The 22152-nt window shown below is 45.7% G+C and carries 22 protein-coding genes and 2 tRNA genes; 15 read left to right on the forward strand and 9 right to left on the reverse strand.

Annotation, left to right across the window (positions count from 1 at the left end; all coding sequences use genetic code 11):
* The first annotated feature begins 9 nt into the window (after nt 1-9).
* From GQ359_RS03460 to soxA, 5 genes are all read left to right on the forward strand, one after another.
* Nucleotides 10-2241: a molybdopterin cofactor-binding domain-containing protein gene (locus GQ359_RS03460; RefSeq protein WP_215387562.1), complete on the forward strand. Its 2232-nt coding sequence runs from the start codon at nt 10-12 to the stop codon at nt 2239-2241.
* A 139-nt stretch (nt 2242-2380) separates the two neighbouring features.
* On the forward strand, nt 2381-2737 hold the full coding sequence (soxX, locus tag GQ359_RS03465; RefSeq protein WP_251367919.1) for a sulfur oxidation c-type cytochrome SoxX: 357 nt from the start codon (nt 2381-2383) through the stop codon (nt 2735-2737).
* 72 nt (nt 2738-2809) lie between these two features.
* A complete protein-coding gene (locus tag GQ359_RS03470; RefSeq protein ID WP_251367920.1) occupies nt 2810-3247 on the forward strand; it encodes a SoxY-related AACIE arm protein in 438 nt (145 codons plus the stop codon).
* Nucleotides 3244-3573, forward strand: coding sequence for a thiosulfate oxidation carrier complex protein SoxZ (locus GQ359_RS03475; RefSeq protein ID WP_215387566.1), 330 nt, complete (start codon nt 3244-3246; stop codon nt 3571-3573). The genes GQ359_RS03470 and GQ359_RS03475 overlap by 4 nt, the downstream gene beginning before the upstream one ends.
* The gene (gene soxA, locus GQ359_RS03480; protein ID WP_251367921.1) at nt 3570-4352 is read left to right on the forward strand and encodes a sulfur oxidation c-type cytochrome SoxA; all 783 of its coding nucleotides are present in this window, start codon (nt 3570-3572) and stop codon (nt 4350-4352) included. The genes GQ359_RS03475 and soxA overlap by 4 nt, the downstream gene beginning before the upstream one ends.
* A gap of 8 nt (nt 4353-4360) precedes the next feature.
* Here soxA and purU read toward each other — a convergent pair whose 3' ends face one another.
* The 4 genes from purU to GQ359_RS03500 all read right to left on the reverse strand — a co-directional run bounded on the left by purU (nt 4361) and on the right by GQ359_RS03500 (nt 8617).
* On the reverse strand, nt 4361-5215 hold the full coding sequence (gene purU / locus GQ359_RS03485) for a formyltetrahydrofolate deformylase (RefSeq protein ID WP_215387567.1): 855 nt from the start codon (nt 5213-5215) through the stop codon (nt 4361-4363).
* A gap of 45 nt (nt 5216-5260) precedes the next feature.
* Entirely contained in the window at nt 5261-5692 is a 432-nt protein-coding gene (locus GQ359_RS03490; protein ID WP_215387569.1) for a hypothetical protein, read from the reverse strand.
* Nucleotides 5673-6080, reverse strand: coding sequence for a surface-adhesin E family protein (locus GQ359_RS03495; RefSeq protein ID WP_215387570.1), 408 nt, complete (start codon nt 6078-6080; stop codon nt 5673-5675). The genes GQ359_RS03490 and GQ359_RS03495 overlap by 20 nt, the downstream gene beginning before the upstream one ends.
* A 71-nt stretch (nt 6081-6151) precedes the next feature.
* Nucleotides 6152-8617 (reverse strand): penicillin acylase family protein, encoded by a 2466-nt coding sequence (locus GQ359_RS03500; protein WP_215387571.1) that lies wholly within the window; start codon nt 8615-8617, stop codon nt 6152-6154.
* A 134-nt stretch (nt 8618-8751) separates the two neighbouring features.
* Here GQ359_RS03500 and GQ359_RS03505 point away from each other — a divergent pair.
* Nucleotides 8752-8840, forward strand: a tRNA-Leu gene (locus GQ359_RS03505).
* A 20-nt stretch (nt 8841-8860) separates the two neighbouring features.
* Nucleotides 8861-9307: a hypothetical protein gene (locus tag GQ359_RS03510; protein WP_215387573.1), complete on the forward strand. Its 447-nt coding sequence runs from the start codon at nt 8861-8863 to the stop codon at nt 9305-9307.
* Here the strand turns inward: GQ359_RS03510 and GQ359_RS03515 are convergent.
* From GQ359_RS03515 to GQ359_RS03535, 5 genes are read right to left on the reverse strand one after another with little or no spacing between them, the layout of a single operon-like run.
* Nucleotides 9304-9717 carry a biopolymer transporter ExbD gene (locus GQ359_RS03515; RefSeq protein WP_215387574.1) on the reverse strand — a complete coding sequence of 138 codons (414 nt, stop codon included), beginning with the start codon at nt 9715-9717 and terminating at the stop codon, nt 9304-9306. The two genes, GQ359_RS03510 and GQ359_RS03515, sit on opposite strands and share 4 nt — an antisense overlap.
* A 2-nt stretch (nt 9718-9719) precedes the next feature.
* Nucleotides 9720-10412 (reverse strand): MotA/TolQ/ExbB proton channel family protein, encoded by a 693-nt coding sequence (locus tag GQ359_RS03520; protein ID WP_215387576.1) that lies wholly within the window; start codon nt 10410-10412, stop codon nt 9720-9722.
* Nucleotides 10413-10416: 4 nt separating this feature from the next.
* Nucleotides 10417-11112: an energy transducer TonB gene (locus GQ359_RS03525; RefSeq protein ID WP_215387578.1), complete on the reverse strand. Its 696-nt coding sequence runs from the start codon at nt 11110-11112 to the stop codon at nt 10417-10419.
* The gene (gene murI / locus GQ359_RS03530) at nt 11109-11915 is read right to left on the reverse strand and encodes a glutamate racemase (protein WP_215387580.1); all 807 of its coding nucleotides are present in this window, start codon (nt 11913-11915) and stop codon (nt 11109-11111) included. Before murI ends, GQ359_RS03525 begins: the two co-directional genes overlap by 4 nt.
* Before the next feature lie 33 nt (nt 11916-11948).
* Nucleotides 11949-13472, reverse strand: coding sequence for a fumarate hydratase (locus GQ359_RS03535; protein WP_215387582.1), 1524 nt, complete (start codon nt 13470-13472; stop codon nt 11949-11951).
* Nucleotides 13473-13639: 167 nt separating this feature from the next.
* Between GQ359_RS03535 and acs the strand changes: the two genes are divergently transcribed.
* From acs to GQ359_RS03570, 8 genes are all read left to right on the forward strand, one after another.
* Nucleotides 13640-15613 (forward strand): acetate--CoA ligase, encoded by a 1974-nt coding sequence (gene acs, locus GQ359_RS03540; protein WP_215387584.1) that lies wholly within the window; start codon nt 13640-13642, stop codon nt 15611-15613.
* A gap of 60 nt (nt 15614-15673) precedes the next feature.
* A tRNA-Ser gene (locus GQ359_RS03545) sits at nt 15674-15764 on the forward strand.
* Nucleotides 15765-15998: 234 nt separating this feature from the next.
* Complete coding sequence (locus GQ359_RS03550) at nt 15999-16571, forward strand: phasin family protein (RefSeq protein WP_215303245.1); 573 nt, start codon at nt 15999-16001, stop codon at nt 16569-16571.
* Nucleotides 16572-16834: 263 nt separating this feature from the next.
* Nucleotides 16835-17110, forward strand: coding sequence for a DUF6516 family protein (locus GQ359_RS10125; RefSeq protein WP_256442540.1), 276 nt, complete (start codon nt 16835-16837; stop codon nt 17108-17110).
* Nucleotides 17107-17454 carry a winged helix DNA-binding protein gene (locus GQ359_RS03555; protein ID WP_215387586.1) on the forward strand — a complete coding sequence of 116 codons (348 nt, stop codon included), beginning with the start codon at nt 17107-17109 and terminating at the stop codon, nt 17452-17454. The genes GQ359_RS10125 and GQ359_RS03555 overlap by 4 nt, the downstream gene beginning before the upstream one ends.
* Nucleotides 17455-17479: 25 nt before the next feature.
* Nucleotides 17480-19879, forward strand: coding sequence for a DUF748 domain-containing protein (locus GQ359_RS03560; RefSeq protein WP_215387588.1), 2400 nt, complete (start codon nt 17480-17482; stop codon nt 19877-19879).
* A gap of 9 nt (nt 19880-19888) precedes the next feature.
* Nucleotides 19889-20113, forward strand: a complete 225-nt coding sequence (locus tag GQ359_RS03565) for a hypothetical protein (RefSeq protein WP_215387590.1) — start codon at nt 19889-19891, stop codon at nt 20111-20113.
* Nucleotides 20114-20314: 201 nt separating this feature from the next.
* A complete protein-coding gene (locus tag GQ359_RS03570) occupies nt 20315-22117 on the forward strand; it encodes an NAD(P)H-dependent oxidoreductase subunit E (RefSeq protein WP_215387591.1) in 1803 nt (600 codons plus the stop codon).
* Nucleotides 22118-22152: the final 35 nt, after the last annotated feature.

The raw sequence follows: 22152 nt of genomic DNA on the forward strand, positions 1-22152 counted from the left end.
GGAACGATCATGAGCAAAATTATTAACACAGCAATTACAAATACTTCACGCCGTCACTTTATTGTTGGCTCAAGCGCTATTGCAACTGGCCTAGCAATTGGCTTTGACTTCTCTTTCATCTCCAGTGCTAACGCTGCCATGGGAACGGGTACAACTTCTATGGCCCCGCTTGCAACACCAGAGATTGGTGTTTGGGTGGTAATTAAGCCAAATGATGACATTGTTGTTCGCATCGTGCGCTCTGAGATGGGGCAAGGCACTATTACTGGTTTGGCACAGATGGTTGCAGAAGAATTGCAATGTGACTGGAAAAAAGTTTCTTATGAATACCCATCACCTAGCGAAAACCTCAAGCGCAATAAAGTATGGGGCAGCTACTCAACTGGTGGTAGTCGCGGTATTCGTACTTCTGAGCAGTATGTTCGTAAAGGTGGTGCAGCTGCTCGCATCATGCTCGTTCAAGCTGCGGCAAACCAATGGAGTGTTCCTGCATCTGAGTGCGTTGCGAAAGATAGCGTGATTACACACACTCCATCTGGTCGCAAAACTACCTTTGGAAAAGTATCTGTTGCTGCATCCCAATTAGACGTGCCAAAAGAGATCGCGCTTAAAGATCCAAAAGATTGGACTGTAATTGGTAAGTCAGTCAACCGAATTGATGGAACGGCTGATAAAGTCACCGGTAAGCAGGTCTATGCCATTGACTTGAAGTTGCCTGGGATGTTGGTTGCTACTATCAAAGAGTCTCCTGTATTTGGCGGCAAGGTTAAAAGCTACGATGCCACTAAAGCCTCCAGCATGAAGGGGGTAAAGAAAGTGGTTCAAATAGGTGACACCGCTATTGCAGTGATTGCAGAAACTTTTTGGCAGGCAAAAACTGGTTTAGATGCTGTCAACATCACTTGGGACAACGGCGCTAATGGCGATGTTTCTAGTGCTTCCATTAAGAAGATGCTAGAAGAGGGCCTGACTGCGAACGACACCTTCATAGGCAACTCTAATGGTGATGCTAAAGAAGCCATTAGTAATGCTGCCAAAACAATTGAGGCAACTTACTTTTATCCATTCTTAAACCATGCAACTCTAGAGCCACAAACGGCCACTGCCAAGTGGACGCCAGATTCTTGTGAAGCCTGGGTTCCTACGCAAGATGGTGAAGCTACTCTTGCAGCTGTGATTGCGGCATCTGGCTTGCCGGCAGAAAAATGTAATGCTTATAAGGTAAATCTGGGTGGTGGATTTGGTCGCCGTGGCGCTTTTCAAGATTACACAACCCAAGCCGTCAATATTGCTAAGCAAATGCCAGGTACACCAATCAAGTTGATTTGGACTCGTGAGGAAGATATGACGCAGGGCCGTTATCACCCAGTCATGATGTGCAAAATGACTGCTGGACTAGATGACAAGAAAAATATCACTGGCCTAAATATCCGATTATCTGGTCAATCTATTTTGGCAGCCGTACGTCCTGCAGTGGTTGCTGCCAATAAAGGCAAAGATCCTGTTGTCTTTCAAGGCTTAGATGCTGCAGGTGAGCATGGCATTACGTATAGCTTCCAAAATTTAATGGTTGATCATGCAATGCGCAACAACCATGTGCCACCAGGTTTCTGGCGCGGGGTGAACGTCAATCAAAATGCCATATTCCTCGAAACCTTTATGGATGAGATGGCTGAAGCAGCAGGTATGGATGCAGTGGAGTTCCGTCGTAAGCATATGGAAAAATATCCGCGTGCTGTAGCCGTTCTCAATGCAGTTGCTGATGGTATTGGCTGGACTAAGCCTGCAAAACCAGGTGTTTTCCGTGGTCTCGCACAGATGCGTTCATTCGGTAGTTACGTTGCTGCTGCTTGCGAGCTTTCCGTGACCAATGGCAATGAGGTAAAAATTCATCGCATTGTCGCTGCAACAGATCCGGGTTATGTGGTTAATCCTGCGCAAGTTGAGCGTCAAGTCTCTGGTTCGTTTGTTTACGGCTTGTCTGCTCTATTCGAGGAAGAGATTACGATTGAGAAGGGCGCGGTTGTACAGAAAAACTTCGATACCTTTAACTCCATTCGTCTTTCGCAGATGCCCAAGGTTGAAACCATCATTATTCAAGGTGGTGGCAAAGACTGGGGTGGCGTTGGTGAACCGACGATTGCTGTTGCAGCCCCAGCAGTACTCAACGCGATCTACCGTGCGACAGGTAAGCGCCTACGCACTGTTCCATTGAAAAATAGCGGTATCAAGTTGGTTTAATCACATTAGCAATTAGGATGGGGTAATTAGCTATGAGCGAGCAGGAATGAGGCTTACGCTAGCAGCATTATTGCTAGGGATATCAACTCTTTTCTTGCCTTGCTCAGCGCTCTCCCAAACGTGGGCGGGGGATTCGATTATGAATCCCCTTAGCTCTTCTCCGGGTGATGTTTCTAGGGGGCGCGCCATTGTGGCTAGTCGTCAAGTTGGCCTATGTTTGTTATGCCATAGCGGGCCCTTTCCCGAAGAGCGATTTCAGGGGAATCTTGCACCCCACTTAAGTGATAGTGTGGGGCAATTTACCCCGGCTCAATTGCGTGCTCGCTTGGTCGACCCAAGCCGTTTAAACCCAGAAAGCATCATGCCTGCGTATTACCGAACCACTGGATTGAATCGAGTGGCTCCAAGGTTTGTCGATGAAACTATTCTTACTAGCCAGCAGATAGAAGATGTTGTTGCATTCTTAATCAGCATTCAAGATCATGCTACTAGGTAATTAACTCATGAATATCAAATTAATATGATGGATCTAAAACTAAGTACAAATACTATTAAGCTGAGTCGGCGCATGTATCTATCTGCGCTTGGTCTTTTGGGTTTATCAACTTGGATGATGCCAGGCTTGACTGTCGCCAAAAAGCCAGAGGCGATGGAAGCTATTGAAAAAATTATCGGCGCAAATTCTGTACGCGATGGCCGGGTGAATCTTGTAATTCCGCCTTTAGTTGAGAGCGGCAATTTGGTGGTTATCAAGCTATCCATAGAGAGTCCTATGACAGCAAATAATTACGTGAAGGCAGTTCATGTAATCTCAGAGGCAAATCCATTCCCGAATATTTTTACTGCCTATTTCACGCCTCGCTCTGGCCGCGCTGAGTTAACTACTCGAGTGAGGTTGGCTGATTCGCAAAGGGTATGGGCTATCGCGCAAATGAGTGATGGCAGCTTTTGGCGAGGATATGCCGACACCTTGGTGACACTTTCTGCTTGTACGGAGATGATATGAGCAAGACCTCTCGTACAGGCATTACGATGCCAGCTCAGGCAAAAAAAGGCTCTATTATCGAAATTCGAGCAATCGCACAGCATGATATGGAGACAGGCTACCGGTATTCTGAAGATGGTAAGCGAATTCCTCGCGACATCATTCGCCTCTTTACCTGCAGGTACAACGGTGAGGAAGTATTTAGGGCGGATTTTTACCCAGGCATTGGCGCAAACCCGCTCATTATTTTTACCACTATTGCAGTAGCGTCTGGAACCCTCGAGTTCAAATGGGTGGGAGATGATGGTTATGAGGCAGTCAACCAAGCACAAATTACTGTCTCGTGAATCTTTTCATTTTTTGTTGCCGAGTATTGCCAATCTTGGCCATCCTACTTGGGGTTGATTCCAGTCTTGCTGAGCCTGCGAAGGATGTTCGGCAATCAAGCTATCAACTGATGACTCCAGAGAACCAGGCTATGCAAGATGACCCAAATCTCAACCCTGCCTTATTTTGGGTAATGGATGGCCATAGTCTTTGGAAAGAAAATACGGGTAAAAAGAATGTATCTTGTGCATCTTGTCACGGCGATAGTAGTCGTAAGATGGTTGGTGTGGCAACGCAGTTTCCTAAGGTGCAAAAAGGAAAATTGCAAACTTTAGAAGGGCAAATCAATCAATGTCGTACATCACGGCAGGAGGCTCCAACATTTGCTTATGAAAGCAAAGAATTGTTAGCCTTAACGACATTTGTGGCGACCCAATCCAAGGGCTTGCCTATTGCCATTCAAGAAACACCACAGAATAAAAAAGATCTTCAAGAAGGTCGCCAAATCTTTCATGAAAGAATGGGTCAGCTCAATTTATCTTGTGCGCAATGCCATCAAGATCGGGCTGGATTGAAGTTGGGAGGAAGTCTCATTCCTCAGGGGCATCCAACCGCCTACCCAATTTACCGAATCGAATGGCAGACAATGGGCTCGTTGCAAAGACGTCTGCGTAATTGTATGAGCGGTGTGCGCGCTAAGCAGTTCGAGTATGGCTCGAAGGAGATGGCTCAGTTAGAACTCTTCCTGATATGGCGAGCTAGAGGGATGCCCCTGGAAACCCCAGGGGTCCGCCCATAAAGCGTTGCCTAGTCTGAGAAGACTACAGAAGTTGCACCGTTAATCAAAACGCGATCATGCAAGTAATAGCGAAGAGCACGTGAAAGTACGGTACGTTCTAAATCACGACCTTTACGAACTAAGTCTTCAGGCGTATCACCATGAGTAACGCGAGTGACGTCTTGCTCAATAATCGGACCCTCATCCAAATCACTGGTAACAAAGTGCGCTGTTGCGCCAATCAACTTAATGCCACGGGCATGAGCTTGATGGTAAGGCTTAGCACCTTTAAAGCTAGGTAAGAATGAGTGATGAACGTTAATACAGCGGCCAGATAATTTAGTGGACAAGTCATCTGACAGAATTTGCATGTAGCGCGCCAAAATCACCATATCTACTTTCGAATTGGCAACGATCTCTAAAAGCTTTGCTTCTTGTGCCGGCTTAGTATCCGGGGTTACTGGGAGGTGATAAAAAGGAATGTCGGCAAAATCAATACTAGAATAGACCTCACGCGGATGGTTAGAAACAATTCCGCAAATAATCATTGGTAATTCGCCGATACGCCAGCGGTAGAGCAGATCTACCAAGCAATGATCTAGCTTAGATGCCATGATCAATACGCGCTTTAAATCTTTAACAGCTCGTAAGTCCCAAGTAAGATCAAAACGTTTGGCGATCTCTACAAAGCCAGTTCTCAAAGTTTTGCTATCAGCGCTACAGCTAAAGCTCACACGCATAAAGAAGCGTTTAGATGCTTTGTCATCAAATTGCTGAGCCTCTTCAATATCACCACCTAATTCAAAGATGTAGGTTGAAACTGCGGCAACAATGCCTGGTCGATTCGGGCAGGTAAGCGTGAGGTAGTAATTTTCTGTGGTCATAGCTTTAGTAGATGGGATTGCTTGTAAGGACTAATTTTAGACTGCTTATTTAGAAGTGGGTAGGCTATCTGCAGGGCCTGGATAAGGTTCACTCATATCTTTAATTGTGGGAATGGGAATATCGCTGCAAATGGGTTTAGGTCCCAATGCATTGAGGAAATTGCAATCTTGTTTGGTGGCCGCGGAGGCAGCATGCTCCAAGGGAGATTTTCCGGTGGTTACAGTGGAGACGGCGCTGACAGCAGTTGACGGGTTAGCTGCTGCTAAGGAGACAGCAGCAGTTCCAGCAGAGCTGGCTACGCTGGTTGCCGAACTGCCAAGGGCTAAAAGAGGGGCTGCACAGCCCACCATGCTGAGACAAAGAACGGCACCCCCAAGAGTGATACTGAGATAAAAGCAAAAAGCAGACCAGCCCGATGGGTTTGGTCTGCTTAGGTTTGCATTCAATGGGATGTCATTATTTACGTTGGCAGACAACGTTAAATACTCCTGCCGCCCATGACTCGCTTACTACGGGTTCAAATTCACTATCTGGAGTCTTGTTATCTGAAATTACTTTGCCGCTACCTTTGTTGCCAGCGAACTCTTTGTATTCGATTGGGCGATAGCTAATAGCTGGGCAGTTATATTCATTGATGCCGATGATTGAGCTCACAGGCTGCTTTGTTTTGGGATTAATACCAGGCTTTTTAAAATCCAGCATTGACATAATTTGTGCTTTTTCGCCAGAAGCGCTAACGGTATCGAGGTCTACATAAACTACCATGACCTCATTCGATCCCAACTCCTTCCACTCGGCGAAGCTACTGGAGAATGGCAGCAGGGAGAGAGTAGTAAAAATAGTGAGTGCGTGTAATTTTTTCATATTAAATAGCAATGTCATTCAATCGGTTAAACCCAAACTAGGTCTGCAAACCTTATTCTAAACTCCCCAGCTTATTTTTCCTTAATATTCAGATCCAGTTGCCGGCTAATTTTTTTGGGCTTCATTTGTAGCGGGAGATAGTCATTTTGAGCCCAAAGTCCACTCATATTGCGATAGAGCTTGCTCTGCACCCAGCCAGATTGTCCGGTTTGATAGATAAAGAGAGATTGCTCTAAATCGGATAAATCAAAGAGTGTCCGAAGGCTGGGGGCCTGCTTAGTTTCAAAAGGATTCTCAGCCCTTAAAAGCTCGAGGCGCCCCACATTGATGCTAAAGCTATCCCCAGGAAATGCTTGCGTCAAATTAAACATACTTCCAAGGAGCGGAACTTTGCTGAAGGGGCGGTGCTCTGAGACGGCAATGTGTGCATTACCCCAAGCCCAATTTTTAGGGTTATTGCCAAATTGGGCGCTGAGTTGCTCGAGTGCATTATCAAATGCTGCATTGGAAGTGTCCGCACAAGTTTCAATTTGCTCGGTTCGGGGGTCGTTGCACCAAGGGCTATCAGGATTTTGTAATTGCAAAATCAAGGGTTGTCTAAAGTTACGCGCCCCATAATTTTCAGTAAACAAATAAGCCAAACGTGAAAAGAGTTTTCTTGATAGCTGATCTGCCCAGGCATTGAATATGAGTGCACCGGTGCTATCAATTTTCATATCACCATCAAAGTTTCTGCTGAGTTCAATGGCCTGTTGCGCTAAAGGATGTTTTGATTGGGCGGACTTAAATAATTCCAATAAGGGTGTGGCACCCAAAGAGAGGGTATCTGCTTGCATTGATTTCATAGAAGCGAGGTCATGCACTGACTTGCCTTTAATGAGCTCCACAATTCTGTCGTAGCGGGTTGGCAAATCCCAGTCCCCAGTCAGCGGGTTGGGATCATTGTTAGACAATATTTTTTGGTTGGCTGTTGCTATCCAGTTTGTGTCTGGATTATTGCTACTCGGCAGTTGATCAAAAGGGACGTATCCGGTCCAGTCATATTGTTTTTCCCAGCTCAGTGCAGGTGCTACCCCATATAGCCCGTGGTGCAAGGTGCGCTTAGGAGCAACACCAGCTGTCTGCAGTGAAATATTTCCATCTACATCTGCCATCACAACATTTTGCATGGGAGCATAGTTTTTGCGGAGAGCTTGCTTGAATGTATCTAAGTCTTTGGCATGATTCATATCTAACAAGCCGGCAACAGATTGATTTTCAATGTCCAGAGCAGTCCAGCGTAAGCTCAGTGCAAAGCGATCCGTATCAATTGCTCGCTTGGCCCGCGCGTAGGATTCTGAAATCACAGGGCCATGCCGAGTCTCTTTGACTAAAAAGCGAAGTGGGGGCTGGCCTTTGATATCGATGATTTCTTGGCGGACCTTGAAAGGAAGTGGTCCCTCGGGGCCTCGATAGACCCCAGGATTTTTGGGATCCAACTGCTCGATATATAAATCCTGAACATCTGGACCGGTATTCGTAAAACTCCAAGCGAACTTATCAGTTCTACCTAGTACCACTGCCGGAATGCCGGGCAGGGTGGCGCCAATCACATTCAGACCCGGAGCCTCCATGTGAGCCATATACCAAATCGCTGGTGCTGATAAGCCTAGATGTGGATCATTCGCAAGCAAAGGCTTGCCAGATGTCGTGAGTTTTCCGCTGAGTGCCCAGTTATTGGATCCAACTCCATCCTTACCACCTGGTACTTCAGTGATGGCTAATTCAGTTGCAGGTAGCTTCTTCGACTTTTGATCTCGTGCGAGTGGGTTTGGATTAAAAACATTGATGTCCCGATACATTTTGGCGAAGTCAACGTTGCTCACCGGATCGCCTGGTGTGTATGCCGGCATTACTTCCCATACTTGTTGGGTTGTTAAAAATTGCGAAAGTTCAAGGCGCTGCAATTCTTTATGCCAATTACCACCGAGATCAAGTGCCATCATCAACATCCATGCCACGCTGTCCGTAGGGGACCAGTGACCTGGTTTAGATCCAGTTAAATAGTATTCAACCGGTAGAGCCCAACCCAAGTGGGTATTGCCAGCGTTGACTCCATCCGCGTAGGATTGCAGTAATCGTTTGGTGGCAATAGGGTAGCGATCAAATTGTTTTTCGGCTGCATGCTTAATTCCTAGGGTGCGAATAAAGCGATCAATTGCTACAGTTTCATTTCCAAGAATTTCAGAGAGTCTCCCGCTGGATAGTCGGCGGTTAATTTCCATTTGCCAAGAACGTTCGCTAGCATGTAAATAGCCCAAAGCAAAGAGCGCATCACTTGAACTCTTTGCCTGGATATGTGGAATATCACTCTCATCAAAACTAATCGCAACGGAATTTCCAAGGGTTTTTATGATCCGTTTACCAGAGGGGTTGGTTTGAGCTGAAACGAGATAGACAATTCCGGCTGCGATGATCAATACTAGGGCAGTAGAACCCAGCCAAAAGATGGCTTTAAATAGAGCTTTAAGGCCTGGGTTTGGATTGGAGATTTTCATGGGAATAGTTTAGTGGGTTTACCGTAGTTACAAGCTCTGGCAAGATGAATAGAGACTTCCAGCCCCTAATGAGCCTCGCATGCTAAAATTTTGACTGTCTTGATTTATTTAGTGCGGCTTCATTGCTCGTGCGAGCCCGAGTGGTGAAATCGGTAGACACAGCAGATTTAAAATCTGCCGACTCAAAAAAGTCGTGCCGGTTCGATTCCGGCCTCGGGCACCAATCGATTGTTTCAGGCATCCTTGAAATACCTCCACATTCTTTTCCTGCTTCTCTATGCCGCCCCCAGTTTGGCTGCTGACTCACTATTTTTTACTTGTGAGCGTACGGAAAAGAATTACACCGAAACCTATGAGTTAAAAGTTACTCCAGCCTCAAAAAAAGAGAAAGCAAAAGTATTTGTTGATGATCGAGATCTCGATCAATCGGATGAGTTTGGCAGGCAAACGATTAAGAATGTCCTCATTACCGAATCCACGGTGCTCATTTCAATGGAGGCACACTTTCCACCAGAAAGCTTTGACGGTGTCCAGTATGGGCCTGGTTCAGTCATCACAGCGATCACTATTAATCGCGCCACTGGTCAGTTGAGAAAAGCGGAGACTATAAAAGGTGGAATTCTCTCCGCAACCCTCGGGGAGGGTGCTAGGACCTATCAAGAGCAGTGCAGACCAGCTAAAAAACCTTAGTTCGGTTCAGTTACAAATCCAAGCTTAGTTAAACCAGCTCTGCGCGATGCTGCTAAAACTTGTGCAACATACTCATACTTCACAGACTTATCTGCGCGTAAATTGATTTCTGGTTGCGGTTCTTTCTGGGCAGCCTTCTCTGCATAGCCATCAAATGTTTTTAAATTAATAGGTGTGCTATTCCAAAATATTTGACCTTGAGCATCAATCGAGAGTTGAACTGATTCTGGCTTTACTTCATTGCGTACGCTATTAGCCTTTGGCAACTCTACTTTGACAGCTTGCTGAATGACTGGCAAGGTGATGATGAAGATAATTAAAAGCACCAACATGACGTCCACCATCGGCGTCATATTAATTTCGGCCATGATGCCGCTTTCCTCGGAATCGTTCTGAAGATTAAAAGACATATTTATTCTCCGGACTTCACGCGGGCGCCAGTTACAAAGTAAGCGAGCAGATCATTCCCAAACCGATTGAGATCGGCGACCAATAATTTATTGGCACGATTGATGGCATTGAATCCTAGCACCGCTGGAATCGCTACCGCTAGGCCTAGGGCAGTCATGATGAGTGCCTCACCAATAGGACCAGCAACTTGATCAATTTGTGCGCTGCCTGAGCTACTGATCGCGATTAAGGCGTGGTAGATACCCCATACAGTTCCGAATAAACCGATAAATGGTGAAGTTGCTCCTGTTGACCCAAGGAAGGTGAGGCCCTTTTGAAGGTTGGCTGAAATTCCATCGATGCTGTTCTTCAGGCTTCTGGCCATCCACTCAGAATAGTTTAGTGTTTGTAAAAGCTCACGATGATTTGTGGATTGACTTTGGTGATGGGAAGAGGCAAGACTGGCGGCTTTAGCAATCTGGTAATAAGGGTTGCTAACATGACTAGTGAAGGCATTTAAACCCTGGTCATATGAAGTAGCGCGCCAAAATTGATCAAGCTCAGGCTTCAGTTTTCGCAGGTTACGCAAGTCCCAATAGCGAGATAGCAAAATTACCCAGGTTACGATTGAGCAGACTAATAAAGCAATTGCCACAAAGCGGGTAATGGCATCGCCTTCGAGCCAGAGATTTGCTAAGCCAAATGGTGTATTCATAATATTAATTCTTTAAATTAAATTTAATTAAAAGGTTGGTAGAAATTCTTTGCGGTGAGCCGTTGACTAAAAATGGTTTGAAGCGATAACGTCGACCAATTTCTGTTGCTGCTCGATCTAATCGAGGAAATGAGCTCGAACGTAATAAGGCAACATCCTCAACACTGCCAGATTCATCAATGATCAATCGAACTACTACTTCACCTTGCTCACCAGATCTTTTGGAGAAGGAGGGGTAGTACGCATCTGCATCAGGCTGATAGACGACAACCAGTTTACCAATGTCAGTCTGAATTGGTGTGCCGCTAGAACCAGAGGTGGTGGCAGGGGCAACCGTGGCATTCGGGGTCTGTGATTCACTCTTGGTTTGCGGAGGTGTTGGTGGGGTTGCGGTCTGTTGTTGAGTTTGTGGCGGCGTTGGTGCCTGCGTGGATTTCTCATCCACGGTTTTCTTCTTCTGCTCCTGCTTTGGTTTTGGAGGCGGGGCTGCTGGAGTCGCTTGAGGCTGCTTCGCAGCCTCAGGGCTCACTAGGTTTGCCATCACTCGCGCATCATCTAAGTTATTTTCATGATCGGGTTTCATTCCGCTCTGAAAGCCAATTAAAAATAGTAGATGTAATGCAACTACGATACCGATAATGATGCGCTCGGTTTTGTCAAAAGGCAGGCGGCTGTTGAGTTTGTCTAAAAATGCACTCATTTAAAAGCGCCCACCAGTTGAGATTCAATACGATGTTGATCTAGGTCGGATTGCATCAGCTCTTGGGCCATCCGATGTAAAAGCTCTGCATCCTTGCTACTGATAAATTTAATGGAACCATTTTCATCATGATTCAAATGCTTTCCTTGTGCTTCTAATTTTCTTTTAAGCTGACGCACTACCGCATCACTGGTGTCAATTAGGTTAATTGAGTCGCCCAATAACTTGCGAATAGCTTTGCGCAAAAAAGGGTAGTGAGTACATCCCAGCACAAGCGTATCAGCTCCCGCATCCTGAATGGGCTCTAGATGCTCTGCGAGTAATTCCAGGGTTTCTTCACCATTGGCTTGGCCCGCCTCTATTAGAGGAACTAAACCAGCGCCGGCTTGCTTTACAAATTGGCAGTTTGGAAGAGTTGCCAGTAAAGCGCTAAATTTGTCACTCTTGAGCGTAGCCTCGGTTGCGAGTACGCCAACGATGCCGTTAGCTGACTGCATTGCTGCAGGCTTGATGCCAGGCTCAACTCCGATGATCGGAATATTGCTAAGCTCATTGCGAATACGTGCAATAGCTTCAGCAGTAGCAGTGTTGCAAGCAACCATAATCGCATCGCATCCCTGTGCCGCTAAGTATTGACATAGCTTCATACTGCGAGAAGCGATCCACTCGCTGGACTTTTCTCCATAGGGTGCGTTGATCGAGTCTGCTAAATAAATATAGTCGTGCTTGGGAAGTTGGCGCAGAGCCTCATCCAAGATGGATAGGCCTCCAACGCCAGAATCAAATACCCCGATGAGTGCCAAGTAAAGGTCGCTTAACTAACGGTAATGAATTGCTTAAGCGATTGTGACTGGAATATTGCCAATCTTTGCTTGCCACTCTTTTGGGCCTGTCTCATGCATGGAAATGCCTGCAGAACTTACCGCTACTGTTACTGGCATATCTTTGACATCAAACTCATAAATCGCTTCCATACCGAGGTCAGCAAAGCCAACTACCTTTGCCGTTTGGATTGCTTTGGAGACTAAGTAAGCAGCGCCGCCAACAGCCATGAGATAAGCAGACTTATGTTTCTTGATTGCCTCAATTGCAGTAGGGCCACGTTCTGCTTTACCAATCATGGAAATTAAGCCAGTCTTGGCCAACATCATCTCGGTGAACTTATCCATGCGTGTCGATGTAGTTGGGCCTGCTGGACCAACTGCTTCATCACCAACTGGATCAACTGGGCCTACGTAATAAATCACACGATTCTTAAAGCTCACTGGCAATTCTTCACCCTTGGCGAGCATATCCTGAATGCGCTTATGTGCGGCATCACGACCAGTCAAAATTTTTCCGTTGAGAAGCAGTGTTTCACCTTCTTTCCAGCCGGCTACTTCTTCGGCGGTTAAGGTATCCAAGTTCACACGCTTGGATTTTTTGGTGTCTGGAGTCCAAGTCACATCTGGCCAATCAGATAAGGAAGGCTTTTCTAGTATCGCTGGGCCATCGCCATGCAAGTGGAAATGCACGTGACGGGTCGCAGCACAGTTTGGGATCATCGCTACTGGCAATGAGGCAGCATGTGTTGGGTATTCCATGATCTTGATATCGAGAACTGTAGCTAAACCACCGAGGCCTTGAGCGCCAATGCCGAGCTTATTGACCTTCTCGTAAAGCTCTAAGCGCAACTCTTCAGCGCGAGTTTTCGCACCACGCACGATCAGTTCTTGAATATCCACCGGACCCATCAATGATTCTTTGGCCATCAACATCGCTTTTTCAGGTGTGCCGCCGATACCAATACCTAAGATACCGGGAGGGCACCAGCCAGCACCCATGGTCGGAACTGTCTTGAGTACCCAGTCCACAATCGAATCAGAAGGGTTGAGCATGACCATCTTGGCCTTGTTCTCAGAGCCACCGCCTTTGGCAGCGCAGATGACCTCAACATCGTCACCTGGAACGATTTCGTAATGGACAACAGCAGGGGTGTTATCACCCGTGTTTTTACGTTTACCAGCTGGATCCGTCAGAACTGAAGCACGCAGAGGGTTATCCGGGTTCATATAAGCACGACGAACACCCTCATTGACCATCTCGGTGACACTCATGGTGGCGTCGCCCCATTGAACGTTCATGCCAATTTTGAGGAAAACGACAGCAATACCGGTGTCCTGGCACATGGGCCGATGGCCTTCGGCACACATACGGCTGTTGGTCAAAATCTGAGCAATCGCATCTTTGGCTGCCGCGCCTTGTTCAAGCTCATAAGCCTTACCCATAGCGGAGATGAAGTCTTTTGGGTGGTAGTAAGAAATGAACTGAAATGCGTCTGCAACGCTTTGAATAAGGTCGTTTTGTTTGATATTTGTCATGATTTTGGGCTTAATTTTGTAAGGTTTCTTCTATTTTAAGGGTTTGCCATAGAGCAAATCTAGCGTGTTTTCACTTATCTTATTAGCTCTTGGGGGTGTATGCCCCTAACTCTGCGCTATTTTTGCGGAAAAAGACGACTGATTATTAAATAGAAGGGCTGTGAAGCATGGAACCATTGATGCAAGAAAACCGCGTATTTAACCCACCTGCAGACTTTGTTAAAGCTGCGGCCATTCCTGGAATGGAAGCTTACAACAAGCTTTGTGCTGAAGCTGAGAAAGATTATGACGGTTTTTGGGGTCGTCTTGCTAAAGAAAACATTTACTGGAAAAAGCCTTTCACCAAAGTTTTGGATGAATCTAAGGCGCCTTTCTATAAGTGGTTTGAAGATGGTACAACAAATGCTTCATACAATTGCCTGGATCGACAAGTTGAAAATGGTCTCGGCAATAAGACTGCACTGATTTTTGAAGCTGATGATGGTTCCGTTACAAATGTAACTTACCAAGATTTGCTCGAGCGCGTTTGCAAAATGGCAAATGCACTTCGCAAGATGGGTATCAAGTCCGGTGATAGCGTCATTATTTATATGGCGATGACTATTGAAGGCATCGTTGCCATGCAAGCTTGCGCCCGTATTGGTGCAATTCACTCTGTTGTGTTTGGCGGCTTCTCTGCGCAAGCTTTACGTGATCGCATTATTGACGTCGGTGCCGTTGCAGTGATTACTGCTGATGGTCAATTCCGTGGTGGTAAATCATTGCCATTGAAGGCGATTTGCGATGAAGCCCTTTCTACTGGTGAGTGCGGCAAGGTTAAGCATGTCATCGTAAATAAGCGTACAGGCTCTGAAGTCACGATGACTGCGGGTCGTGACGTATGGATGCAAGAAATTGTTGCTAACGAATCTGCTACATGCGAGCCAGAGTGGGTTAGTGCTGAGCACCCACTATTTATTTTGTACACATCTGGATCAACAGGTAAGCCAAAAGGCGTACAACATTCAACCGGTGGTTACCTCTTGTGGGCAATCCTCACAATGAAGTGGACATTTGACATTAAGCCGAATGATGTGTTCTGGTGTACCGCGGATATTGGTTGGGTAACAGGCCACTCCTATATTACATACGGCCCTTTAGCTGTAGGCGCTACTGAAATCGTATTTGAAGGTGTTCCAACCTATCCAAATGCTGGCCGTTTCTGGGACATGATCCAAAAACACAAAGCGACTATTTTCTACACTGCTCCAACAGCAATTCGTTCGCTCATCAAAGCATCAAGTAATGATTCAACAGTGCATCCAAAGAGCTATGATCTTTCCTCATTGCGCCTCTTGGGTTCAGTTGGCGAGCCGATTAATCCAGAAGCTTGGATGTGGTACTACGAGAATGTGGGTGGTTCACGTTGCCCAATCGCGGATACCTTCTGGCAAACTGAAACTGGTGGACATATGATTTCACCATTGCCAGGTGCAACACCAATGGTTCCAGGCTCATGCACATTGCCATTGCCAGGCATTCAGGCAGCAATTGTGGACGAGGCTGGCGTTGATGTTCCAAACGGTCAAGGCGGTATTTTGGTTGTCAAGCGCCCATGGCCTTCCATGATTCGTACGATTTGGGGTGATCCAGATCGTTTCGTCAAGTCTTATTTCCCAGAAGAGTTGGGCGGCACTTTGTATCTAGCAGGTGACGGCGCAATTCGCAATAAAGAGACTGGCTACTTCACCATTACTGGTCGTATCGATGATGTGCTAAACGTTTCTGGTCACCGCATGGGCACGATGGAAATTGAGTCTTGCTTAGTTGCCAATCCATTAGTTGCTGAAGCAGCGGTAGTGGGTCGTCCAGATGAAATGACTGGTGAAGCCATCTGCGTATTCGTGGTGCTTAAAGGCGGTCGCCCAACCGGTGAAGAGGCCAAGAAAGTTGCCACTGAGTTGCGTAATTGGGTTGGTAAAGAGATTGGCCCAATTGCTAAACCTAAGGACGTTCGTTTTGGTGATAACTTGCCTAAGACCCGTTCTGGCAAGATCATGCGTCGCTTGTTGCGTGTGATTGCTAAAGGTGAAGAAGTGACTCAAGATACTTCAACCCTTGAAAATCCGGCAATCTTAGATCAGCTCAAAGAGTCTGTTTAAGTAGTCACATCGGTTTTTAGAGGTGGACCCTTCCGGCAAACGTATAATCAATGGCTGTACGGAAGGGTGGATGAGCGGTTTAAGTCACACGCCTGGAAAGCGTGCGTAGGTTAATAGCCTACCGCGGGTTCGAATCCCGCCTCTTCCGCCAGTAGTTTGAAACCACCTTCGGGTGGTTTTTTTCATTGTTTTTAGCCTAATTTTTCTTAAAAAAGGCCCTGGCAAACAATTTATTTAGCCCCTCAACCCCCTGTTTTTAATCAAAAAATGGGGTTTTTGATATTTTTGTTGCGTTGCCGCAAATAATTCTTGCAGTGCAATAAAAAACTTTTTACAATGGTGCATCGCAATAAATTTTATCAATTTAAAAAATTAGGAAAACATCATGTTCCAGAATCAATTAAACGACCAACTCTCACAAGCTCAAGCTAAAGCTGTTGAAAACGCAAAGTACTTGGCTCAAGTAGCTGTTGAAAGTGCAAAAGAATTAGCTGAAATCAACCAAGCTGCTGCTAAAGATGCTTTAGTTGTTGCTCAAGATGCAAGCGCACAATTGTTGGCAATTAAAGATGCTCAACAGTTGGCAAAATTGGCTCAGCCAGAAACTGCTCAAGAAGCTGCTAAGTACGCTGCTGCTTACCAAGCTAAAGTAAACAAAGTTGTACGTAACGGCAACAAAGAAGTTGCTCAAGTTGTTGAGGCTTCTATCGATGACGCACGTGCTGACATGGTTAAGTTTGTTAAAGAAGCTACTAAGACAGCTCCTGCTGGTACTGAGGCATTTGTTTCTGCATTCAAAACTGCATTCGAAACTTCACTCCAACAGTTTGACCAAGTTCGCGCTTCAGCAACTGATGCTTTCGCAAACTTTGAGAAAAGTGTTGATACTGCAATGGCTAACTTTCAAGGTCAATACGCAGTAGCTAAGCCAGCTGCAAAAAGCCGTAAAGCTGCTTAATTCGCTTTAACTGCTTCAAGTGAGAAACCGCCTTCGGGCGGTTTTTCTTTTTCCACTTACCGTAGAGGTGTATAGCGGAAAAACCGAGGGATTCGATCTCTATGGAAATCCTGATTAGTGCGCGGTATCCAAGATACTGGTGGGGTTGTTACTTTTGATATATCATTAGTTGATATATTTAGGTGATGAAATCACCAGGCAAGCATGTTTTATTGGATCTGCATCAACAGATCTTGGATCAGGAGGATGGCTATTAGATCAAGATAGAAGCTTGGGAAGTTAAGGCGAGTATGTCTATACCTCATGGGATTCGATATTCTTTAACTCTGCACAATCCTCGGGGTGTTCGAATACTGGGCTATGACAACGCTCATTCGCCAAAGTTTTCTGGCTATATAAATCGTAAACTTCCTTATGATCACAGGCATCGGTGCCCCACAGATCTGGGGGTTGTCTATCAGTTCATAGATGCCTACCAATTGCTAAAAGATTTTTTTGAGGACGTTGATAAGACATTAAGTTTGGTGAGGGATAAATGAAAGTTATAAAGATAGGAATTGCATCTCAGCAACAAATGCGTCAACGTGTACTGATGATAGCTAGGGGTCAATTACAAGTTCAGCCAAGTGATCCCAAAATATGGTTTACCTCTATGCGCTCTCTGGCTCAAGTTCTGAGCGATGAAAATCGTGCACTACTCAATGTTATTCGTGAATCAAAACCCATTTCCATTTCTGAGTTGGCTGAATTAACCGGGCGCAAGCAAGGAAACCTATCCCGTACGCTAAAGACAATGTCCAACTATGGGATTGTCAAAATGCAAAGGCAGGCAAAAGCATTGCGTCCTATTGTTTGTGCTGATAGATACGAAATTTTTGTATAGTAAGAGTGCTTAATTGATTCATTTAATGACGTCTAAATTTTCATTACTTCACCTTTGGCTAGCCCGACTCTTCGTCGCAATCTTTGTATTGACCTTTTTATTCTGGGGCGCTTGCCAACTTTGGGTTCCTGGTGCCATCAAGAGTGCAGTAGAGATTTACGGCAATAAGATTGGCTATCAAATTACCTATAAAGATCTCAGCATCTCTCCCTTGCGATTGCGTATCGAAATTGATGGCTTGCGATTGGTGAATAAGTATCAAGGGCAATTGCTTGACTTAAAGAAATCGGTAGTGATGCTGAAGTGGTCTCACCTCATTATTGGGGAATTGGGATTCGATGAGATTCTGTTGGATGGGCCTAGCATTAAGCTCGAAAAGATAGCCTCTAAAGGTGCGACAGGGCAATGGAATTGGCAGGAGTTGATAGCCGCGATTAAGCGTAATTTACCCCCAGTGGATTCAGCCGCCCCTAAGAAAAATATCAAAATATCAGTTGATCAATTTCAGCTCGTCAATGGCTCATTTGAGGTGTTAGACCCTAATAAAAATTTACACGAGCAATTTAAGTTGCTTTCGATTGAGTTATTAGATATAGCAAACTACGATACGCAAGGTGTTGTGAATGGCGTTCGCGGCCAGTATGGATTCAATTTGGGTGCACTGAACTTTACTTTGCCAGGCTTGAATAAAAAGATTGCATTTAAGCATCTTGCTATTAAGGGCGCATTAGATAATCCGGCGCCAGATACGCTGGGCGCTCAAATTGATTTTGAGATTGATGAAGGACGCATCAGCTCCCATTGGGATTTCAAAGCCGACAAATCAATCGCAGCCAAAGTGCAGATAGACAATATTTCAATTACCCCTTTTGTTACATTGCTTCCAGCTAATAAAGAAATTTTGACCCAGGGTGGAGTCATTCAGTCTGTGATAGATGTCAGCCTGAAGGATGATGCACTTTCTATATCGGGAGATTTGCATTTACTAGGTTTAGATTTACTTGAGCAGGGGCAAAGGCAATCACTCGTGAAATGGAATTCTGGTGATGTAAGTCGATTTGTTTATCAGAGTTCAAAAAACTCTGGCGCAAGTCTGTCTATTGATGAATTATCGGTTTCTCAACCAACTCTCCAGTTTGAAATTGATGAAAAAGGCTTCTCTAATTTCAGACGTTTATTTTCCAAGTCGGATAGTGATCTGAAGATTGATCCATCTGTAGTGGAGCCAAAAGAAAAACAGTTGTTTACCCTGGATATCAAATCATTGCGCTTGCGAGATGGCGAAGTGCAATTTTCTGACTTGGCGATGAAGCCCAACTTCAAAGTCAATCTCAGAAAATTTAATGCCAGGTTTACAAATATCAATAATCTTCCGGGCTATTCATCAACTATGGCCTTGGATGGCATGTTGGCAGAATCGGGATCGCTTCGGGGTAAGGGTCAAATGGCGTTTGATGATCCGCGTCGTAATAACGATGTGACGCTGAACTTCAAAAATGCTCCACTCTATGCTTTTAATCCAGCAGTCATGACCTTTGCCGGATACCAAATCGCAAGCGGTCGGATCAATTTGAATTTGCATTACAGCGCCAAAGATGGTGATCTGAAGGGAAGCAATCAAATCATTATTAAGAAGATTGAGCTTGGCGAAGAAGTGGCCGATTTTCAGGGGAAAAAATTGCCACTGGGTTTAGCAATCGCTCTGCTTGAGGATTCTGACGATACGATTGATGTCACGATCAATATTGCTGGTAATGTGGATTCACCTGAGTTCAGTGCGAGTGGTCTGGTGTGGCAGGCAATTAGCAATGTTTTAACTAATGTCGCCACTGCACCATTTAGAGCCTTAGGCGCGCTCTTAGGTATGGGGCCTAATGAAGGTGTGAATGCGGTTTTGGGCGAGGCTGTGTACTTACCGCCAGATCAAGATCGTTTAGAAAAATTTGGCGATTTTTTAGTGAAGAAGCCCCATGCCACATTGGAGCTCGTAGGCACTTATGATCCTAATGAAGATAAGCCTGCTTTAGCGAGGGCCATCGCAGATTTAGCCATTCTCAAGTTGGCTGGAATAAATATCTCACCGAATGATCCTATTCCAACACCTGATTTTTCTGATCCCAAGGTGCAATCTAGCTTGAAGTCGGCCTATGCTCAATACCTTGGCAGAATCAAATTAGGTCAACGCTTAATTACTCTCCCAGATGGGGCGGGGCGCAATGATCAATTGCATGCGGAGCTGATTGCCAGCATTCCCATGACAGAAGAAGATATGAAAGGCCTGGCTAAAAACCGAGCAAAGCAGGCGCAAAGCTTAATGGTGAAAAGTAACCCAGAACTAAATGATCGAATTAGCCTAGGTGAGGTCAAAGCCGTTAGCGCAGGTAAGGAGGGCGTTCCCCTCGAAGTTGAGGTCAGAATCAAGTAGACTTGAGGTATGAATTTACCTACATTCCGCCCCCTAGCCATTCTTGCCTCTATTGCCGCCATTTCTCTGGCTGGATGTGGTTCCATTGAGTCAGCCGCTCAAGATGACTGCACCTCAATTGGCTGGCAAATTGGTAGCAAAGGTTACAACGACTGTTTCAAGGCGCGTGTCTATGAGCGTAAGCTGGACTACTCCCTCCCGCCTGGCGATCGGCCATCCCCATCAGTGATTTAAACTAGGGTTTACCCTTAATTAATTCACTTGAGCTCCGTCAAGGACTTGAGGCTAGAAATAAACCAAAATCATTCGTGATTTTGGGAATTTCCTATATATAGCGGGGCAGATCAGTCCTCGTTAAATCAGGCATTCTCAAGCAAGGCTTCATGCACATAAAAACAGCATCATTATTGCGACAAGAAATTAGAGACTAAAACTATGAATCACCCAAAACCCTCTGGAGAGATCCAGGCTGTTGCGATAGCAACTGCAGATGACTTAAGGGAAACCATTCGTCGCAAAAGCAAGCTAAAGGGGCGTCAAGCAGATGATGTCTCCTTAGCGGAGGTTCGCCAGTTAATTGGTGATGCACCTCATCGCCGTGATTTGTTGATAGAAAATTTACATAAGCTCAATGATGAATACCGTGCTTTGCATGATCGTCATTTAGTTGCCCTCGCAAAAGAAATGAATTTGCCGATGGCTGAAGTCTACGAAGTTGCTACTTTCTATCATCACTTCGAAGTGGTGCGCGGCAATGATCCGGTTGCTGATATCACTGTGCGCGTATGTGATGGCATCGCTTGCGAATTAGCTGGCGCACAAAACCTATTGGCAAAGTTGCCATCCATCTTGGGCAATCCCAAAGTTAAAGTAGTTGCTGCACCATGTGTAGGTCGTTGTGAGCAAGCGCCTGTAGCAGTTGTGCATCAGTACCCAGTATTGTTTGCCACCACTGACAAGGTTAGTGCTGCCGTCAAAAATAATCTGACCACCCAACCAATGGCTAAGGACAGCGCCAATTTTGATCCAGCAGCATTAGCTGAAAAAGGTGTATCTCCTCAAGGTGAAAATCAGGCAGTCTCTCCTGACTATGTTGGCTATGAGTCTTATCGCGCGCAAGGTGGATATGCTTTAGCCAAAGAAATTATTGACGGCAAAAAAGATGCTGAGAGCATCATCAAAGCCATGGAAAACTCTGGCCTTCGTGGTCTCGGTGGCGCAGGTTTCCCTGCGGGGCGTAAGTGGCGTATTGTGAAGGATCAAGCTGCACCGAAGTTGATGGCAGTAAACATTGACGAAGGTGAGCCAGGCACATTTAAAGACCGTACTTACTTAGAGCGTGATCCCCATCGCTTCTTAGAAGGTTTACTGATTGCAGCCAATGTAGTGGGTATTGATGCTTGCTATATTTATTTGCGTGATGAGTATCACGGTTGCCGTGAATTGCTCGAAGCGGAGTTAGCTAAGTTGAAGGCTAACCCCCCGTTCAAGTTGCCATTGATTGAGTTGCGTCGTGGTGCTGGTGCTTACATTTGTGGTGAAGAATCCGCCATGATTGAAAGTATCGAAGGTAAGCGCGGCGAACCTCGCATGCGTCCTCCCTATATTGCGCAAGTTGGATTGTTTGGTCGTCCAACACTAGAGCACAACTTTGAAACTCTCTATTGGGTACGCGACATTGTCCAACGTGGCCCTGAGTGGTTTAGCTCTTTTGGCCGTCATGATCGTAAAGGCTTACGAAGCTATAGCGTCAGCGGCCGAGTGAAGAGCCCTGGCGTGAAGCTAGCGCCTGCTGGCATCACTATTCAGGAATTGATTGATGAGTACTGTGGCGGCATGCAAGATGGCCATCAGTTCTATGGCTACTTACCAGGTGGTGCTTCTGGCGGCATCTTGCCGGCAACCATGAATGACATCCCGCTTGACTTTGATACCTTACAGCCCTATGGATGCTTTATTGGTTCGGCTGCGGTAATGGTCTTTGGAGATAAGGACAAAGCACGAGATATGGCGCTTAACGTCATGCACTTTTTCGAGCATGAGAGTTGCGGTCAGTGCACACCATGTCGTGTTGGCACAAGTAAGGCCGCCAAGCTGATGCAGTCTAAGTCTTGGGATAAAGAAACCTTAGAAGACTTAGCTACTGTAATGGTTGATGCCTCCATCTGTGGTCTAGGTCAAGCTGCGCCTAATCCAATTCGCTGTATTGCTAAATATTTCCCACAAGAAGTTGCTTAATTAGCGACAAATTACTAAGGGAAAAACGAGACAAA

It is taken from the genome of Polynucleobacter sp. AM-7D1 (genome assembly GCF_018688455.1).
GTDB lineage: Bacteria > Pseudomonadota > Gammaproteobacteria > Burkholderiales > Burkholderiaceae > Polynucleobacter.

Excerpts from the sequence above, each read along its gene's own strand:
- GQ359_RS03460 (WP_215387562.1), top strand. The coding sequence starts at position 10 with ATGAGCAAAATTATTAACACAGCAATTACAAATACTTCACGCCGTCAC.
- acs (WP_215387584.1), top strand. The coding sequence starts at position 13,640 with ATGGAACCATTGATGCAAGAAAACCGCGTATTTAACCCACCTGCAGAC.
- GQ359_RS03495 (WP_215387570.1), bottom strand. The coding sequence starts at position 6,080 with ATGAAAAAATTACACGCACTCACTATTTTTACTACTCTCTCCCTGCTG.
- GQ359_RS03515 (WP_215387574.1), bottom strand. The coding sequence starts at position 9,717 with ATGTCTTTTAATCTTCAGAACGATTCCGAGGAAAGCGGCATCATGGCC.
- GQ359_RS03570 (WP_215387591.1), top strand. The coding sequence starts at position 20,315 with ATGAATCACCCAAAACCCTCTGGAGAGATCCAGGCTGTTGCGATAGCA.
- GQ359_RS03550 (WP_215303245.1), top strand. The coding sequence starts at position 15,999 with ATGTTCCAGAATCAATTAAACGACCAACTCTCACAAGCTCAAGCTAAA.
- purU (WP_215387567.1), bottom strand. The coding sequence starts at position 5,215 with ATGACCACAGAAAATTACTACCTCACGCTTACCTGCCCGAATCGACCA.
- GQ359_RS03520 (WP_215387576.1), bottom strand. The coding sequence starts at position 10,412 with ATGAATACACCATTTGGCTTAGCAAATCTCTGGCTCGAAGGCGATGCC.
- GQ359_RS03565 (WP_215387590.1), top strand. The coding sequence starts at position 19,889 with ATGAATTTACCTACATTCCGCCCCCTAGCCATTCTTGCCTCTATTGCC.
- GQ359_RS03470 (WP_251367920.1), top strand. The coding sequence starts at position 2,810 with ATGTATCTATCTGCGCTTGGTCTTTTGGGTTTATCAACTTGGATGATG.
- GQ359_RS03475 (WP_215387566.1), top strand. The coding sequence starts at position 3,244 with ATGAGCAAGACCTCTCGTACAGGCATTACGATGCCAGCTCAGGCAAAA.
- GQ359_RS03560 (WP_215387588.1), top strand. The coding sequence starts at position 17,480 with ATGACGTCTAAATTTTCATTACTTCACCTTTGGCTAGCCCGACTCTTC.
- GQ359_RS03555 (WP_215387586.1), top strand. The coding sequence starts at position 17,107 with ATGAAAGTTATAAAGATAGGAATTGCATCTCAGCAACAAATGCGTCAA.
- GQ359_RS03535 (WP_215387582.1), bottom strand. The coding sequence starts at position 13,472 with ATGACAAATATCAAACAAAACGACCTTATTCAAAGCGTTGCAGACGCA.
- GQ359_RS03500 (WP_215387571.1), bottom strand. The coding sequence starts at position 8,617 with ATGAAAATCTCCAATCCAAACCCAGGCCTTAAAGCTCTATTTAAAGCC.
- GQ359_RS03525 (WP_215387578.1), bottom strand. The coding sequence starts at position 11,112 with ATGAGTGCATTTTTAGACAAACTCAACAGCCGCCTGCCTTTTGACAAA.
- soxX (WP_251367919.1), top strand. The coding sequence starts at position 2,381 with ATGAATCCCCTTAGCTCTTCTCCGGGTGATGTTTCTAGGGGGCGCGCC.